This is a genomic window from Clostridium sp. MCC353, assembly GCF_018785315.1.
GTDB lineage: Bacteria > Bacillota > Clostridia > Lachnospirales > Lachnospiraceae > CHH4-2.
This window is the reverse complement of sequence record NZ_WQPN01000039.1, coordinates 29,750-46,020: the sequence shown is the minus strand read 5'-3', so window position 1 is coordinate 46,020 and position 16,271 is coordinate 29,750. Positions and strand designations below refer to the sequence as shown.

Here is a 16,271-nt window from a genome sequence, read left to right as displayed (position 1 = left end):
AAGGAGGAAAAATGGACGCGTTATATGTGTTAAAAACGATTTTTACCGCGACGAACCTGTTATTCATGCTCCTTGGCATGGCGGCCGGAATCATTATAGGCGCTCTTCCGGGGCTGACGGCTACCATGGGAGTTGCCATATTGCTGCCGCTGACCTTTGGTATGGACTCGATCACCGGCATGCTCACCCTTTTGGCAGTGTACTGCGGAGGAATTTACGGAGGGTCCATCACCGCCGTTCTGATCAAAGCTCCGGGAACGCCGGCCTCAGCCGCAACGGTTTTGGACGGCTATCCGCTAGCCCGAAGAGGGGAAGGTGGAAATGCTCTGTATGCGGCATTGGTCAGCTCCGTGATCGGGGGTGTCTTCAGTTGTGCCATGCTGATGTTCTTCGCACCTAAGCTGGCTTCGGCCGCGCTCAGATTCGGGTCCCCGGAATATTTTTCACTGGCGCTTTTTGGCCTGACCGTGATCTCCACCGCCACCAGCAAAAATGCTTTTAAAGGGCTGATGATGGCTTCCATAGGCCTGCTGATCACCATGATCGGCATCGATCCCATCGAAGGGGTGACCCGTTTTACCTTTGGATTCACCAGTCTGAGCAGCGGGATCGCTCTGGTTCCCGCCATGCTGGGAGCATTTGCGCTGACAGAGTTGTTCGCCAAAATGAGAGACGGAGATCAGACATCGGGAACGGTTGCTGGCTACAGCAAGGCCAATCTGAAGATTAAAGATATCCTGTCTTACTGGAAGACGATTCTTAAATCTTCCTGTATCGGCACATTTATCGGGGCTGTGCCAGGCACAGGAGCGGCAATTTCCTCATTTCTGGCTTATAACGAAGCGAAGAGAGCGTCCAGGGAGCCGGAGACTTTTGGAAAGGGAAACATAGAGGGGGTAATCGCATCGGAAACCGCCAATAATGCGGTCACAGGCGCTACCCTGATCCCGCTTCTGACCCTGGGAATACCGGGCGACAGCGTGACCGCTATCCTGATCGGGGCTCTGATGATGCAGGGAATCGTGCCGGGACCCACCTTATTTACGGAAAATGTGTACTGGGTCTACGCGATTATGGGAGGTTTGCTCATTATCAACATCCTGATGTTGTTTGAGGGCCGTTTTTTCTGCCGCTTTTTCGTCAATGTCACGAAAATACCGGCCAACGTTCTGGTAGCGCTGATCATGGTTTTATGTGTTCTGGGATCATTTGCCGTGAATAACACGGTATTCGATGTGAAAGTTACCCTTGTTTTCGGGATTCTGTGCTATGTCTTATCGAGGCTGGATTTCCCAATGACCCCGCTTGTCATCTCCATGGTGCTGGGCAGTTTAGCGGAGCGGAATCTGCGCCAGTCCCTGGTCATGTCGGGAGGGAGCTTTTCCATATTTTTCACCAGGCCCATCAGTGTGGCGTTTCTGCTGGTAACTTTTCTTCTGATGGCGGTATCCGTGTGGAAAACCCTGCAGGAGACATCCAAGAAGAGTGTGGAAGAGCTGCTGACAGAAGCAGCCGAAAAATCCATGAACGAAGCAGATGGGTGCTTAAACAAAACGGAGGAATAAAACACGCTCCAGGAAAGGAAAGAGAAAAAATTGAAAGCGATCATGGTTATGTTTGATTCATTGAACAGAAGAATGCTGTCCACCTATGGGTGTGACTGGACTCATACGCCCAATTTCACCCGCCTGCAGGAGCGCACAGCAGTATTTGACAACAGCTTTGTGGGCAGCATGCCGTGTATGCCCGCCCGCCGGGAGCTTCACACGGGGCGGTATAATTTTCTGCACCGTCCATGGGGGCCGCTGGAACCTTTTGACGACTCCATGCCGGAGCTGTTAAAAGAACACGGTGTCTACACCCATCTGGTAACCGACCACTACCATTACTGGGAGGACGGGGGAGCCACCTATCATACCCGCTACAGCTCCTGGGAAGGCGTGCGTGGACAAGAAGGAGATCCCTGGAAGGGATTGGTGGGAGGCCCCGATATTCCTGAGAACAGGATTGGGCGCAATATCTTTTATACGCCTCATTACTATGTAAATAAAGAGTATTTAAGCAGGGGAAAGCCGTGTGCAGTTCAGACATTCGACCTGGGGCTGGAATTTTTGGAGACCAACCGGGAGAAGGATAACTGGTTTCTGCAGATTGAGGCGTTTGACCCCCATGAACCCTTCTTTTCTCCCAAAGAATACGGAGATCTGTATACCCATGAATACGATGGCCCGGAATTTGACTGGCCGGATTACAAGCAGGTGACAGAATCACCGGAGGAAATCGACCATGTGCGCAGGCTCTATGCGGCGTCCCTCAGCATGTGTGACCGCCAATTGGGCAGGGTGCTCGATTATATGGACGATCATCAGATGTGGGAAGATACCATGCTGATCGTGTGTACCGACCACGGTTTCCTTTTGGGGGAGCACGGCTGGTGGGCGAAAAACAGAGCGCCGTACTTTAACGAAGTAGCCCATACCCCTCTCTATATCTGGGACCCCAGGTATGGGATCAGGGGAGAACGGCGGCGGTCTGTGGTACAGATGATCGATTTCGCGCCTACGCTGCTCCGGTATTTCGGGGTTAAAATACCAAAGGATATGATGGGCAGGCCTCTGGATGAAGTGATAAAAGAGGACAGCCCGGTGCGTGAGACAGCTCTGTATGGACTTCACGGAGCCCATATCTGCTGTACCGACGGGGAATATGTGTACATGAGAGCCCCTGTATCGGAAGAAAACCAGCCGGTCTTTTCCTATACGCTGATGCCAATGTCAAATGCCAGTTTTATGACGGAGAGAGAATTGAAAACAGCGGAGCTGACCGGTCCCTTGTCATTTACCAAAGGAATGAAAGTCCTGCGCATGCAGTTTTTCGGACGGCCTAAGAATATCGGAATCGGTATCGAATCCTATCAGCAGGGGACTATGCTCTATGATCAGGTAAATGACATCCATCAGCTGAACCAGATCAAGGACAGGGCGTTGGAGGAGCGCATGATCCATAAACTGATAAAGGCCATGAAGGAAAATGATGCGCCGGAAGAACAGTATGAGCGCCTGGGGCTTTTGGAGTATATGGAACATTTGGAATAGAGGAGGGCAGACAATGAGTTCGAAACCTAATATATTATTTTTCTTTACCGACCAGCAGCGGTATGATACGGCCGGCTGCTACGGACAGAAGCTGAACGTTACGCCGAATCTGGACCGTCTTGCAAAAGAAGGAATAAAATTTGAATATGCCTTCACCTGCCAGCCGGTATGCGGCCCGGCCCGTTCCTGTCTGCAGACCGGACGGTATGCCACAGACACCGGCTGTTATACCAACGGGCGGGCCCTGGATGTGAACATGGATACCATAGCGAAACAATTGAAACGGGCCGGATACGAAACCGCATATGTGGGGAAATGGCATCTGGCGTCCGACCGGCATAAACCAGGAGAGCATTTGTACGCCACGTCCCCGATCCCTTTGGAGCGCTGCGGAGGATATGAGGATTATCTGGCTATAGCGGATGTGCTGGAGGCCACAAGCCATGGGTACAATGGATATGTGTACGATAAAGAAGGGCGAAAGATGGAATTCACCGGCTACCGGGCGGACTGTATTACGGATTATGCAGTGGATTATCTGCAAAATAAGGCAGCGGAAGATCCATTTTTATTATTCATTTCCTACATAGAACCCCATCAGCAGAATGACCATGGCCGTTATGAGGGGCCAGCCGGGTCTAAGGCGCGGTTCCGGGATTATGAGGTGCCCGAGGATCTTCTGTGCGGAGAGTTTGAAGGTGACTGGAAGCAGAATTACCCGGATTATCTGGGGCAGTGCAGCAGTCTGGATTATAATCTGGGGCGGATTGTGGATGTTTTAAAGGAAAAAGGCATGTACGAGGACACGATCATCGTCTATACCAGCGATCATGGAAACCATTTTAAAACCAGGGAAGGGGAATATAAGAGGCAGTGCTTTGAAAACTGTCTGCGCATTCCGCTCATCATCCGCGGGGGTGAATTCAGGGGCGGGAAGACTTATACGGATCTGGTCAGTCTGATCAACCTGCCTCCGATGGTGATGGAGCTGGCTGGCCTGCCGGTTCCGGAGTACATGCCCGAGCGTTCGCTTCTCCACCTGCTGCATGACGACGAACCGTGGCAGGAAGAGATCTTTTACCAGATTTCTGAGACGGACTGCGCCCGCGGAATCCGGACAAAACGCTATAAATACTGTGTCTGGGCGCCTCACAAGCAGCCTGTGCTGCGCATGAATGAGGAATTTTCAGGACATCAGTATCATTATGAAATGATTCCCAAATGCAGGGCGGACAGTGACAGTTATGTGGAACAATATCTGTTTGATCTGGTAAAAGATCCGGTGGAAGCGGATAATCTGGTTTTGAATCCAGAGTACGGCCAGATCAGAAGTTATCTTCGGGAACGCCTTATTTCCCGGATGGAACGGGCTGGGGAACAGGCGCCGGTCATCTATCCGGCAGGCACGGATTTAAACCGGGAGTACAGCATATAGTAACAGTTCAGACAGGTATGAACTGTTACAGCACATAAGCCGTCCGGCGGTTCTTTTCCCGATCTGCGGTTGAAAAGAGCATAAGTTGTGTTATAATTGGAAGAAATGGCAATACATGGAATTAATGGCCGCTTTTAGATGGATAGGTGGATGCCAAATTATTAATTAGTGGGAGAGATATACAAGATGGGTGTAAATATAGATGCAGATGCTATGAAGAGAAGCACTTCCGATTATGTGACGGAGGTCTTGAGAAAAGCGATCATTACGCGTGAGCTGGCGCAGGGTGAACGCCTGGTCGAGATCGATATAGCGAAAAAGCTGAATGTGAGCATCACTCCGGTCCGTCATGCATTTATGCAGCTTTCAAAGGAAGGCCTGATCGAAGTCTATCCGTATAAAGGCAGCTATGTCACGAAGATCACTTCAAAGCTGGTGTCCGATATGTCCGTATGCAGGACGATGCTGGAACCGGAGTGCGCTCTGTACGCCTATGACAATTTTCTGGAAACCGATCCGGATTACCTGAAAAATATCGTCATAACAGCCAGCCAGGAGTATGAAAGAACCAATGATCTCTACACTCTGCTGATCAATGATGCGAAGCTGCACAGAAGCATCATAGAGTTTTCAAAGAATAAGGTGATGCTGGATATGTGGGAAGCGATCAATTTCCGTGTGCTCCTGCTACAGTCTTACGCTAAGAAGGGAAAGGAATTCAAAATATCCCAGTTTATCAATAACCACGCAGAAATCGTGGAGACTCTGGCGTTAAAAAAGGGGAAAGAGGCATTTTCCAAGGCGGTGAAAGATCATATGTTACGATCTAGGGAGAATGATTTTCAGGGTTTTTTTGAGGAATAAGAATATGATATGCCGGAAAGAAGGCCGGAATTGGGAAAGCAGCTCCAGTTCCGGCCTTCTTATGGTACGAAACAATACTTGTAAAGTGAAAGAGTATGAGTTAAAATATGAGTGAAAACTAAATAACGCAAAGAAAAAAACACAGTCCCGGCCGGTAGTCCGGGCGCAGCTTTTATCTGTCAGTAACCTGCCTCCTCGGTTGTCCATTCTTTGCTGTAAAAAGCGAGGAGTATTTATTATGCAAAAAAGCAGACTGACAGTTTATTACAATGGCGCCCTGTGGATTGGAGTTTATGAACGTATTTTGGATGGCCGGCTGGAAGCGGGCAAGATCATATTCGGGCCAGAACCAAAGGATTATGAGGTTTACCAATTTCTGCTGCAGAACTGGAAAAACCTTCGATTCAGCCCTCCGGTAGAGATTGAGAAGGAGACGGAGAGCAGGATTAATCCAAAACGAATGCAGCGCATGATCAAAAAACAGCTTGAAGCAGATGGAACCGGGACGGGCACGAAATCCCAGCAGGCATTGAAATTACAGCAGGAACAGGCAAAAGCGGAACGAAAGCATTTCAGCCGTGAACAGAAAGAAGAGGACCGGCAGCGCCAGTTCCAGTTAAAACAGCAGAAAAAGAAAGAAAAGCATAGAGGCAGATAGTAACAGTTCAGACGGCTTATCTTCTTGACCGAAAAAGCCGGTCAAGAAGCACCGGATGTCCATCCGATGTGAAAATTGATAAAGAAAGCTGCTTACAAGCGAGCTTGACGCTGCTTTCTTTATCAATTTTCCCGCCGTCTGAACTGTTACGCTTATTTTGGTGATTGACAAATTTTTAATCTAATGATATTGTAGGTACAGAAATTGAGAGAGAGGTGTCTTTTTGTTAATTGTATTTGTTATGGAAAATAATTAATCTATGAAGATGGTAAGAAAGCCGGAGGAACTTGTAAAAGATTCCTTTTGTTTGTGTACCGTCAGTCCATGACAGATATGCAATAGCGGATTCGAGATAAACCTATGCGGCATTCCCTGTTTATGGATGTCCATAGGTTTTTTTATTTTCCATTTTTCATGTAAAAACAGATGTAACAGTTCAGACGGCTCATCTTCTTGACCGAAAAGGCCGGTCAAGAAGCATTGGATGTCTATCCGATGTGAAAACTGATAAAGAAAACTGCTTACAAGCGAGCTTGACGTAGCTTTCTTTATCAATTTTCCCGCCGTCTGAACTGTTACAAACAGATTATAAAAGAGTTTGAATGAGAGGAAAATACAATGAACAAAACATATGAGACACTAGGTTACACAACGATTTTAAAACAGATGTCAGAATTCGCAAATTCCAGGCAGGCAAAAGGGATGATACTGGAAATGAAGCCGTTTTTGGTGGAATCAGAATTGAGGAAACATTTAAGAGATACCACCCAGGCCAGAAAGATGCTGGATCTGGCAGGTGTTCCGCCCATACCATCCATGGATGGAGTGGAAGAACTCATTTTAAAAGCGGTGAAGGGAGATATGCTGTTTCCGGAAGACCTGGAGAAAATCGGTTCCTTTCTGGCGGCAGTCAGGCGATTGGGAGATTATCTGAGAAAAGGGGTGGAGCAGCAGATCGGAATCGCTTTTTACAGAGAGAATCTGACGCCTATGGAAGATCTGGAAGAAGTGATCGGAAATGCCATACGAAACGGGCGGATCGATGATTATGCTTCCGGTACGCTAAGGGATATCCGCAGAGAACTGGTCATGCTGGAAGAGAAAATAAAGGCAAAAGCGGAAGCACTGATGAAATCCCAGAAAAACTGCATGGCGGAGAACTTCATCGTGACCCGCAACGGACGAATCTGTCTGCCGGTTAAAAAGGAATATAAAGGAAAGATACAGGGGGCTGTGGTAGACCGTTCGGCCACAGGTTCAACTTTGTTTATCGAGCCGGAACAGGTCGGGCGGCTGAAAGAAGAATACGACCTGGCAAAACTGGCAGAAGACAGTGAAGAGCGCAGAATCCTGTATGAAATTACCGGCATGGCGGCGGACCGGGAAGAAATTTTTTTAGAGAACATGAAAACGGTCATAAAGCTGGATTTTATATTCGCAAAGGGCAGGATGAGCCTGGAGATGAACGGAGCGGAACCGGTGATCAATACAGACCGCCGGATCAGGATAGCAAAAGGCAGACATCCCATGATAAGAAAAGAAGAATGTGTTCCGCTGGACTTTGCAATCGGAGGAACGAACCGGGGAGTGATCATTACAGGGCCCAATACGGGAGGAAAGACGGTGGCCATTAAAACCGTGGGCCTTCTGAGCCTGATGGCATGTTCCGGCCTTCACGTCCCCTGCGAATCGGCGGATATCTGTATGAACTGTCAGGTGCTCTGTGACATCGGAGACGGCCAGAATATCGAAGACAATCTTTCCACATTTTCCGCCCATGTCACCAGGATTCTGGAGATTTTGAAACGGGTGAACCGGGAAAGCCTGATTATCCTGGACGAACTGGGTTCGGGAACTGATCCGGCGGAAGGGATGGGAATCGCGATTGCCATATTGGAACAGCTCAGGATGAGCGGATGCCTGTTTTTGGTGACCACCCATTATCCGGAAGTGAAGGCGTATGCGGAAAAACATGAGGAGATCATCAATGCCAGAATGGCCTTTGACCGGGAAAACTTAAAACCTCTCTACCGTCTGGAAATCGGGGAAACCGGAGAAAGCTGCGCCCTTTATATAGCGAAAAGGCTGGGAATGCCGGATGATATGATCGCCGAGGCGGCGAAGGCGGCATATGGAAACCAGGCGGAAGGCTTGACGGATCAAACCCTTCCGGAACTCACAGGACGGAGCCGCTTAGAAAAAGTGAAGGTTTCGGGAATCAAAAAGATGGAAGTGAAAACTGATCTGGTGCAGCGCCCCGGTTTATTCAGGCGGGGCGACAGCGTAGCCGTTCTGCCGGACGGAAAGATCGGCATTGTGGTGAAAGAAGAGGATGCCCAGGGGAATGTGCTGGTGCAGATCCAGAAAGTAAAACAGCTATACAACCACAAAAGGCTAAAGTTAAAGGTAAAAGCTTCTGAACTCTACCCGGAAGATTATGACTTTTCCATCATATTTGACACGGTGGAAAATAGAAAAGCCAGGCATAAAATGGGAAAAGGGCATCAGGAAGGGCTTGTAATTACGGTTGAAGAATAGAGACGCCAGCAGTTCTCAGCAGTTGATCTGATCTTTAACCAATGCGATAAAATCCGTGAAATAGGAAGGAAGATAGTTTCCTTTTCTGTATGCAACCGCAATGGGAAAGGAGAGATCTGAGGAACCGATTTCAAAACTGGCTATCGGCTTGTCGTAGCGGAAATATTTGATATAACTTTCATAATTGAAGGAGACCCCATAGCCTTCTGCGGTCATTTGGGCTGCAGTTTCCATATTCTCTATTATAAAGGTCTTTTTGGGCGTGAATCCGGCCTGTGAAAGGGCTGAATCAGTAAAGGCGCGGATTGACTGGGCAGGGGACTGCAGGATAAAACGTTCATTTTCCAATAATTTTGCATCGATCCAGGGATAGGCATGTCCCTGGATTTTTTCTGCTGTCTGGCAGGCAGGATGATCCCAGGGAATGGACATGATAAGGCGGTCCTGGTAAATGGGAACGATTTCCAGCTTTTCCGCGTCAAAAAAACGGTTTGTTATAATCAGATCCAATTCACCGGATAATAACATTTCTTCCATGGCTTTGCTGCTGTTTTCAGTCAGAAGAACTTCGATTTGGGGATAACGGCTGTGAAATTCAGTCAGCACTTTGGGAAGCAGGTAAGTACTCCGGCGGCTGTGAATGCCCAGGCGCAGGCGGCCTGTATATCCGGCGATCAGATCACTCAGTTCCGCATGAAACTGATGTTCCAGAACCAGCATCTGTCTGGCATTTTTCAGATAAATCTCTCCGGCGCAGGTGGGAATAAAACGTTTTCCAATCCGGTCAAACAAGCGCACTCCCATGCGTTCCTCCAGACGGCTGATAAATATACTCAATGTGGGCTGGGTAATGAAAAGCTCATCCGCCGCTTTTGTTATGCTCCCGTGTCTGGCCAGCGCAACCACATATTCCTGTTCTTTCAGATCCATAAAATCCCTCCCCCAAAATCATAGCCTTAGTCAATGATTATATTAAAAAAAATAAATTAGACAAATGATTATGAAATCATTATACTGGAATTACCAGGAAAGGTCAAGAAAAACGGCCTTTTCCCAAATCCGCGGCCCGGGGGAATATGAGATAAAAGGAGAAGGAGTTATGTCAAAAGAGGAGAAAGCAAAAAAGGGGTTTCGGATGCCCCACACATTTGTCATTATTTTCATCATCATTTTAGCAGCAGTTTTATTTACCTGGCTGATTCCGGCGGGAGAGTACGCCAGGTTTGAAAATGAACAGGGAATAAAGGTGATCGATCCATCCCAGTTCAGTTTAATCAGCAGAAGTCCGGTTAATCCGCTGTTCATCACATCCTACATTGTGAATGCATTTATTAAAAACGCGGACTTAATTATGGTTATTTTATTTTCCGGCGGAGCGTTCCACATCATCACCCAGACGGGAGCGCTTCAGGCGGTTATCGCAAAACTGGCGAAAAAGTTTTCCAATCATATCGGGATATTCATTCCTCTGCTGTCCCTGGTATTCGCGTTGATCTGCACCACTCAGGCGGTAAACATGTTTATCGCATTCGCACCGGTTATGGTAATGCTGTCTCTGGCCCTTGGGCTGGATTCCATCTGTGGCGCTGCGATCATTATTCTGGGAGGGGCCATTGGTTTTTCTACAGGGACATTGAATGTGAGCACCACGGTGATCAGCCAGAAAATCGCAGAGCTTCCCTTATATTCAGGGATTGGCTACCGGTTTTTATGTTTCGGCGTCTTCTTTGTGGTAACCAATCTGTTTTTAATCCGTTATGCTAATAAGATCCGCAAAAATCCCAGCCTGTCCCCCATGTATGAGCTGGACAGCCAAAATGCCATGAAAGCAAACCTGAAACTGGACGATTTCGGGGAGATGACATTCAGAAAATGGCTGGCGGTGGTTTGTCTGGTGATTGCGCTTGTTATTATCGTGTACGGCAGCGTTTTTAAAGGCTGGGATGTGGCGGAACATGCGGCCGTATTTATGGCACTCGGCATAATAGCAGGTCTGGCGGCAGGATTTAAACCAAGCCAGATTTCCAAAGAATTTTTGGCCGGATGCAAGGATATGCTGGGAGCGGCCATGATCATCGGGCTGGCGCGCAGCATCGGAAGCATTATGACGGACGGAAATATCATCGATACGGTAGTACATACTCTGGCCGGCATATTAAATGTGATACCGTTCTATCTCCAGGGAATAGGAATGCTGATTGCTAACACGATTATTAACGTGTTCATCACCTCCGGTTCCGGTCAGGCGTCGGTAGTGATGCCGATTATGGTGCCTCTCGCAGACCTTCTTGGAATGACCAGGCAGACTGCGATTCTGGCCTTTAACTTTGGAGACGGATTCTGCAACTATGTGCTGCCGACTTCCACCGCCTTGATGGGCATCATCGGCGCGGCCAATATTCCCTATGATAAATGGATGAAATTCATGTGGAAATGTTTTCTGCTCTGGATGGCCACCGGCGCGGTCATGATATTGATCGCTCAGATCATCCATCTGGGACCGATGTAATAGGATTGGCTGGAAGAAAAAGGCGCTGTCCGGCAGCGTCAGAGAATTGGAGGGAATCATGAAGAGACTATTATTTGAGGAGATAGAAAAACAATCGGATCAGCTTATCTATATGGCTGATACCATTTTCGACAACCCGGAAACGGGGGGAGAGGAAAAAATGGCCTCCGGGCTGCTGGCCGGTTATCTGGAAAAACAAGGTTTTACCGTGGAAACAGGGCTGGCCGGTTTGGACACCGCTTTCCGGGGAATCTGGCAGAATGGACAGGGGGGCCCTGTAATAGGCCTTCTCTGTGAATACGATGCGCTGGAAGATTTGGGACATGGCTGCGGCCATCACATGCAGGGCCCTGCATGTGTGGGGGCGGCCGTGGCGCTGAAAAACAGGTTCCGGGATAAACCTTACCGGCTTGTGGTATATGGAACTCCGGCGGAGGAAACTTTTGGAGGCAAAATCAATTTGATGAAAGCGGGATATTTGAAGGAGCTGGACGCGGCGCTGATGATGCACGGCGCCCCGGATACCTGTACGGATATGAAATGTCTGGCCCTGTCGTCCTTTGACGTCATTTACCGCGGTAAAGCCGCCCATGCAGCCATATGCCCGGAAGAAGGCAGGAGCGCTTTTGACGCAATGCTCCTGGCCTTTCAGGGAGTGGAGTTTTTAAGAGAACATGTGAGGGACGATGTGAGAATGCATTACACGCTGAGACAACTGCCCGGTCCGGAAAATGTGGTTCCGGAAGTTTCAGCCGGCCGGTTTACGCTCCGATCCTTTTCAAGAGAATATTTGGATGAGGTGATAAAACGGTTTATGGATGTGGTGGAGGGTGCCGCTTTGATGGCAGGTGTTTCCTATGAAGTAGAAGAACAGCCGCCTCTGGATAATAAAGTCCCTGTGACCACATTAAATAATCTGCTGGTGGACAATGCCAGGGAGGCAGGAGCGCCGGGAATAAGGCCTCCCAGAGAGCGGACCGGGTCTACTGACTTTGGAAATGTAATGCATGAGATCCCGGGCAGCTGCATCCGCGTAAAATTCGTACCGGAAGGGACTTCTTCCCATTCCCAGGCCTATATCGATGCGGGAAAAACCAAGGAAGCCCATGACTGTGTGTTGTATGGGGCGAAAGCCATGGCAGGAACGGTTCTGGATCTCTTGCAGCAGGAGGGGATTTTGGACGCGGTAAAAGAAGAATTTAAGAAAAACAGAGAGATATATAAATAGAAGGAACAGTCCGCCTGCCATCAGGCGGGCGGACTGAGGAGAATAGGGAAGGGATGGTAAAAACGAGATGGCTAAACATGATTTGGTAAAGAAAGGATGGTAAAAAAGATGGTCAGAAAGAAAAATATGGTTAAAAATATATGCTGTCTGCTGGCCGGATCTTTTATCTACAGCCTGGGCACCCATTGTTTTGTAGCTCCTGCCAACATCGCTCCCGGCGGAGCCGCCGGCCTGGCTTTGATGGCAAACTATGTATGCGGCCTGCCGGTGGGAATTCTGACTATGGTGATAAATATACCGCTTTTAATTCTGGCATGGATCTATTTGAGCAGAGGATTTGCCGTCAGTACGGCGGTTTCCTGCGGCGTCTGTTCAGTAATTCTGGACATGGTAGTGGCTCCGGTGTTCCCAGTTTATCAGGGAGACCGGCTGTTATGCAGTTTATTCGGAGGGATACTCGTAGGGGCGGGTATGGCGCTCATATTTCTTTCAGGTTCCACTACCGGAGGAAGCGATATTCTGGGATATATTCTTCAGAAAAAGAGACCTCATATTTCCATCGGCAGGGCGCTGATGATTGTGGATGGGATTGTCCTTCTGTTTTCCATTTATATTTTTAACAATGTGGAATCAGGGCTTTTCGGCCTGATCGCCCTGTATGCCCAGACAAGAGTGATTGACAGTATGATCTATGGAAATGATATGGGCAGCATGGTGACCATTATAACCGGAAAACCCGGGGAAATTGCGTCCAGGATTATTGAAGAACTGGAACGGAGCGCCACGATTATGGCAGGAAAGGGCGCTTACAGCCGAAAAGATACCCAGGTGCTTCTCTGTACGGTGAGAAAATCCCAGTTCAGCAGGCTGAAAGAAATTATCAGGGAATCGGATCCGGCGGCATTTGTCATGGTAACAGAGACGACAGAGGTGTTTGGAGAAGGGTTTAAAGAAATACAGCAGGAATAAAAAATGCCGGAACTCAATGTGAGTCCGGCATCTGAATTATCTTATGCAACGCAAACGTTGGCTGCTTTTAATTTGCGGGAATCTTTCGGATCGATTTCGGTATCGAATGTAACTTTCTGGCCTTCTTCTAAGCTCTTGAATCCGTTGGAAACGATTGCTGAAAAATGTACGAATACATCATCTCCGCCGTTATCATTTGTAATAAATCCGTATCCTTTTTGTGCGTTAAACCACTTAACTGTACCGTTATTCATAATCAGTACCTCCATATAATATTCGAATCAAAGAAAAAAGCTGACCGCAGATAACAAATCATTTTAAACGACTTGTTATAGCGCGGTCAGCTTTAAAATTCATATTGATTACTGGTGTAAGCATAACACTGATTTCAGAAAGTGTCAATCAAAATGTGTAAATAATGCGTTAAAAACAGGCGGCGATCATCTTTTGGCGAACCTCTTCTTCTGTGATCTCCATAGCTACAGAAAATTCAGAACAAATCAGCTTTTCGACCTTTTTCAAATTCCTGTCATCCGTTGCGGTTAAGTTCTTTCCGGCCAGGGAGCGCTTGCTCTTTTCCTGCTCAATCCCTTTAAATACCTCCAGATATTGTTTGTAGTCTCCGGTTTTCATAATTTCTGCATATTCTTTTTCACGGAATTTATTGTTTTTGTTATATAGTCCTTCTAATTCAGGCATACATCCTACATACTGTTCCGCCTGCTTTTTAGAAATGGTGTATCTCATCATATGTTTATTCTCTAATTTTACGTAGATAATATTACCGGTTGTATGAAGGGGCTGCAGTTTGTAATAAACCTGGCCGGTTTTTATAAAATCAGGAACTCCAATATCCCGGATCTGGCACACACCGCCATTTTCGTATACGATAATATCATTAATTTTAAACATACAATCACCCTGACTTTCTATTTGCTTGACAAAAAGGAAAAGGCTGCATTGATACCACGATATGGTTCAAGGCAGCCTACTAAATTAAGTATAGCACATTTTAAAGGATTTTCCTAGTGAAAAATGATTTACTTTTTAATTTCTGTCTTTTTTTGCAATAATGTATTATAATTGGCATTGAGATTTATCAAGGAAAAACAGGAAAGCGCAGGTCGCAGATTATGAACCCGAACCAATTTGCCAGTTATGGCTTAACAGAAGAACTATTGGAAACCCTCAGATTATTAAAATACCATACCCCTACGCCGATTCAGGACCGTGTGATTCCCCTGGCGCTGGCCGGAAAAGATGTGATAGCCAAATCCCAGACCGGAACGGGAAAAACGGCTGCATTTGCGATCCCAATCTGCCAGATGGTTTCGTGGGAAGAAAATCTGCCCCAGGCCCTGGTGCTGGAGCCCACAAGGGAGCTGGCCGTACAGGTGCGGGAGGAGCTGTTCCATGTGGGCAGGAAAAGACGGCTGAAAGTTCCTGCCGTATTTGGAGGATTTCCCATTGATAAGCAGATTCTGACCTTGAAACAGAAATCCCACATTGTGGTGGGCACGCCTGGGCGGGTGATGGATCACATACGCCGGGAGAGTTTGAGGACAGAAAAGATCCGGTGTCTGGTGATCGATGAAGCCGATCTGATGCTGGATATGGGATTTATGGAAGATGTGAAAATGATCATGGACAGCATTCCGGGAAAACCCCAGATCCTGCTTTTCTCCGCCACCATCGGTGACCGGGTCAAGCTGCTGGCAGACGCTTATCTGCCGGATGCGGTTTTTGTGGAAATGGAATCAGAAACGGAAACCGCCCAGGGGATCCAACAGGCTGTTTACAACACTGGGGCAGAGGATAAATACCGGACGCTGTTTCGAGTGCTGGTGAGGGAACGGCCTTCCGACTGCATGATTTTCTGCGGAACCAGGGAAATGGTCAATGTCTTGTACCGCAAACTTTCAAAAGACGGGCTGCGGTGTGGAATGATTCACGGCGAAGTGGATCAGGGGGAACGGCTGAAGACCATAGAAGCCTTCAGGGATGGCAGGATTCATTACCTGATCGCCACCGATGTAGCGGCCAGAGGGGTGGATTTCGATAACATTTCCCATGTGGTCAATTATGATTTTCCAACAAATAAAGAGACATTTGTCCACCGTTCAGGAAGGACGGGACGCAACGGCAGGACGGGAAAGGCCATCAGCCTTGTAACAGAGGAAGAAGAACGGTTGAAACAGACGGTAGAAGCCTACATCGGGGAAATGCTGCCGGTAATGGAGTGCCTGGAGCCGGATGAGGCGGAAATCAGGGCATTTAAAAACAGCCAGAGGAACCAGACGCCTTTGAAAGTGAGAAAAGGGGCCTTACTCAACCGGTCGATCATGAGACTTTCCATCGGAGGCGGCAGGAAGTCGAAGATGAGAACCGTTGATATCGTGGGGGCCATATGCAATGTGGAAGGAATCATTTCTGATGATATCGGCATAATAGATATCAGAGATAGTTTAACTTATGTGGAGATACTGAACGGAAAAGGAGATTTGGTGCTGGAAGCCCTGCAGAGTAAACCGATCAAAGGTAAGGTCAGGAAAGTGAGGAAAACCAAAACTTGATAGAAGGAGTGTGGTAATGATGTGGTTTTGGATCTTTTTATTCATCTGCAACATGCTTGTGCCTGTTACGATGATAGGGTTCGGGATGCTGTTTAAAAATCATCCCCCAAAGGAAATAAATTCCGTTTATGGGTACAGGACAAAACGTTCTATGAAAAATAAAGAGACGTGGGAATTTGCCAACCGGTACTGTGGGCGGCTGTGGCTGAAAATCGGGGCGGTTATGGCTGTACCCACAGCCATTGCCAGCGCATTGGCCTATCCCCTGGATGATGACGGGCAGGGCTGGGTGTCTATGGTTGTGGTTACAGTGCAGTGTATAGCGCTGATCGGATCTATTTTTCCGGTGGAGCGGGCGTTGAAGGAGGAGTTTGGGGAGGAATAAGGGCTTTTTTGCATCAG

Annotated in this window: 14 protein-coding genes; 11 read left to right on the top strand and 3 right to left on the bottom strand. The window is 47.9% G+C overall.

Translation table 11 applies throughout. The annotated features are described in order from the left end of the window. Positions 1-11 precede the first annotated feature (11 nt). The 6 genes from GPL15_RS09180 (at position 12) to GPL15_RS09155 (ending at position 8,590) form a co-directional block, all read left to right on the top strand. Positions 12-1,565, top strand: a complete 1,554-nt coding sequence (locus tag GPL15_RS09180; protein WP_215698221.1) for a tripartite tricarboxylate transporter permease — start codon at positions 12-14, stop codon at positions 1,563-1,565. A gap of 30 nt (positions 1,566-1,595) precedes the next feature. Beyond that, on the top strand, positions 1,596-3,095 hold the full coding sequence (locus GPL15_RS09175; protein WP_215698219.1) for a sulfatase: 1,500 nt from the start codon (positions 1,596-1,598) through the stop codon (positions 3,093-3,095). A 13-nt stretch (positions 3,096-3,108) separates the two neighbouring features. Continuing rightward, on the top strand, positions 3,109-4,530 hold the full coding sequence (locus tag GPL15_RS09170; protein WP_215698217.1) for a sulfatase-like hydrolase/transferase: 1,422 nt from the start codon (positions 3,109-3,111) through the stop codon (positions 4,528-4,530). A 186-nt stretch (positions 4,531-4,716) separates the two neighbouring features. Continuing rightward, positions 4,717-5,394, top strand: a complete 678-nt coding sequence (locus GPL15_RS09165; RefSeq protein ID WP_215698215.1) for a GntR family transcriptional regulator — start codon at positions 4,717-4,719, stop codon at positions 5,392-5,394. Between the two features lie 238 nt (positions 5,395-5,632). Beyond that, positions 5,633-6,052: a YjdF family protein gene (locus tag GPL15_RS09160; protein WP_215698212.1), complete on the top strand. Its 420-nt coding sequence runs from the start codon at positions 5,633-5,635 to the stop codon at positions 6,050-6,052. 618 nt (positions 6,053-6,670) lie between these two features. Continuing rightward, the gene (locus tag GPL15_RS09155; RefSeq protein ID WP_215698210.1) at positions 6,671-8,590 is read left to right on the top strand and encodes a DNA mismatch repair protein MutS; all 1,920 of its coding nucleotides are present in this window, start codon (positions 6,671-6,673) and stop codon (positions 8,588-8,590) included. 15 nt (positions 8,591-8,605) lie between these two features. On the opposite strand, the gene GPL15_RS09150 is transcribed toward GPL15_RS09155, so the two are convergent. Next, on the bottom strand, positions 8,606-9,520 hold the full coding sequence (locus tag GPL15_RS09150) for a LysR family transcriptional regulator (protein WP_215698209.1): 915 nt from the start codon (positions 9,518-9,520) through the stop codon (positions 8,606-8,608). A gap of 169 nt (positions 9,521-9,689) precedes the next feature. Here GPL15_RS09150 and GPL15_RS09145 point away from each other — a divergent pair, with 169 nt between their 5' ends. The 3 genes from GPL15_RS09145 (at position 9,690) to GPL15_RS09135 (ending at position 13,296) form a co-directional block, all read left to right on the top strand. Further along, positions 9,690-11,099 carry a Na+/H+ antiporter NhaC family protein gene (locus GPL15_RS09145; protein WP_252198232.1) on the top strand — a complete coding sequence of 470 codons (1,410 nt, stop codon included), beginning with the start codon at positions 9,690-9,692 and terminating at the stop codon, positions 11,097-11,099. Between the two features lie 58 nt (positions 11,100-11,157). Beyond that, positions 11,158-12,327 carry a M20 family metallopeptidase gene (locus GPL15_RS09140; protein ID WP_215698207.1) on the top strand — a complete coding sequence of 390 codons (1,170 nt, stop codon included), beginning with the start codon at positions 11,158-11,160 and terminating at the stop codon, positions 12,325-12,327. 108 nt (positions 12,328-12,435) lie between these two features. Then, positions 12,436-13,296 carry a YitT family protein gene (locus tag GPL15_RS09135; protein ID WP_252198230.1) on the top strand — a complete coding sequence of 287 codons (861 nt, stop codon included), beginning with the start codon at positions 12,436-12,438 and terminating at the stop codon, positions 13,294-13,296. Positions 13,297-13,337: 41 nt separating this feature from the next. Here the strand turns inward: GPL15_RS09135 and GPL15_RS09130 are convergent, their stop codons facing one another. Together GPL15_RS09130 and GPL15_RS09125 are read right to left on the bottom strand one after the other, a co-directional pair. Continuing rightward, the gene (locus GPL15_RS09130; RefSeq protein ID WP_215698203.1) at positions 13,338-13,550 is read right to left on the bottom strand and encodes a cold-shock protein; all 213 of its coding nucleotides are present in this window, start codon (positions 13,548-13,550) and stop codon (positions 13,338-13,340) included. Positions 13,551-13,719: 169 nt separating this feature from the next. Continuing rightward, the gene (locus GPL15_RS09125; RefSeq protein ID WP_215698200.1) at positions 13,720-14,208 is read right to left on the bottom strand and encodes a CarD family transcriptional regulator; all 489 of its coding nucleotides are present in this window, start codon (positions 14,206-14,208) and stop codon (positions 13,720-13,722) included. Between the two features lie 221 nt (positions 14,209-14,429). Here GPL15_RS09125 and GPL15_RS09120 point away from each other — a divergent pair, with 221 nt between their 5' ends. Continuing rightward, complete coding sequence (locus tag GPL15_RS09120) at positions 14,430-15,869, top strand: DEAD/DEAH box helicase (RefSeq protein ID WP_215698198.1); 1,440 nt, start codon at positions 14,430-14,432, stop codon at positions 15,867-15,869. A 19-nt stretch (positions 15,870-15,888) separates the two neighbouring features. Beyond that, a complete protein-coding gene (locus GPL15_RS09115; protein ID WP_215698296.1) occupies positions 15,889-16,254 on the top strand; it encodes an SdpI family protein in 366 nt (121 codons plus the stop codon). Positions 16,255-16,271: the final 17 nt, after the last annotated feature.

Excerpts from the sequence above, each read along its gene's own strand:
- GPL15_RS09140 (WP_215698207.1), top strand. The coding sequence starts at position 11,158 with ATGAAGAGACTATTATTTGAGGAGATAGAAAAACAATCGGATCAGCTT.
- GPL15_RS09135 (WP_252198230.1), top strand. The coding sequence starts at position 12,436 with ATGGTCAGAAAGAAAAATATGGTTAAAAATATATGCTGTCTGCTGGCC.
- GPL15_RS09120 (WP_215698198.1), top strand. The coding sequence starts at position 14,430 with ATGAACCCGAACCAATTTGCCAGTTATGGCTTAACAGAAGAACTATTG.
- GPL15_RS09145 (WP_252198232.1), top strand. The coding sequence starts at position 9,690 with ATGTCAAAAGAGGAGAAAGCAAAAAAGGGGTTTCGGATGCCCCACACA.
- GPL15_RS09130 (WP_215698203.1), bottom strand. The coding sequence starts at position 13,550 with ATGAATAACGGTACAGTTAAGTGGTTTAACGCACAAAAAGGATACGGA.
- GPL15_RS09115 (WP_215698296.1), top strand. The coding sequence starts at position 15,889 with ATGTGGTTTTGGATCTTTTTATTCATCTGCAACATGCTTGTGCCTGTT.
- GPL15_RS09150 (WP_215698209.1), bottom strand. The coding sequence starts at position 9,520 with ATGGATCTGAAAGAACAGGAATATGTGGTTGCGCTGGCCAGACACGGG.
- GPL15_RS09155 (WP_215698210.1), top strand. The coding sequence starts at position 6,671 with ATGAACAAAACATATGAGACACTAGGTTACACAACGATTTTAAAACAG.
- GPL15_RS09165 (WP_215698215.1), top strand. The coding sequence starts at position 4,717 with ATGGGTGTAAATATAGATGCAGATGCTATGAAGAGAAGCACTTCCGAT.
- GPL15_RS09170 (WP_215698217.1), top strand. The coding sequence starts at position 3,109 with ATGAGTTCGAAACCTAATATATTATTTTTCTTTACCGACCAGCAGCGG.
- GPL15_RS09160 (WP_215698212.1), top strand. The coding sequence starts at position 5,633 with ATGCAAAAAAGCAGACTGACAGTTTATTACAATGGCGCCCTGTGGATT.
- GPL15_RS09180 (WP_215698221.1), top strand. The coding sequence starts at position 12 with ATGGACGCGTTATATGTGTTAAAAACGATTTTTACCGCGACGAACCTG.
- GPL15_RS09125 (WP_215698200.1), bottom strand. The coding sequence starts at position 14,208 with ATGTTTAAAATTAATGATATTATCGTATACGAAAATGGCGGTGTGTGC.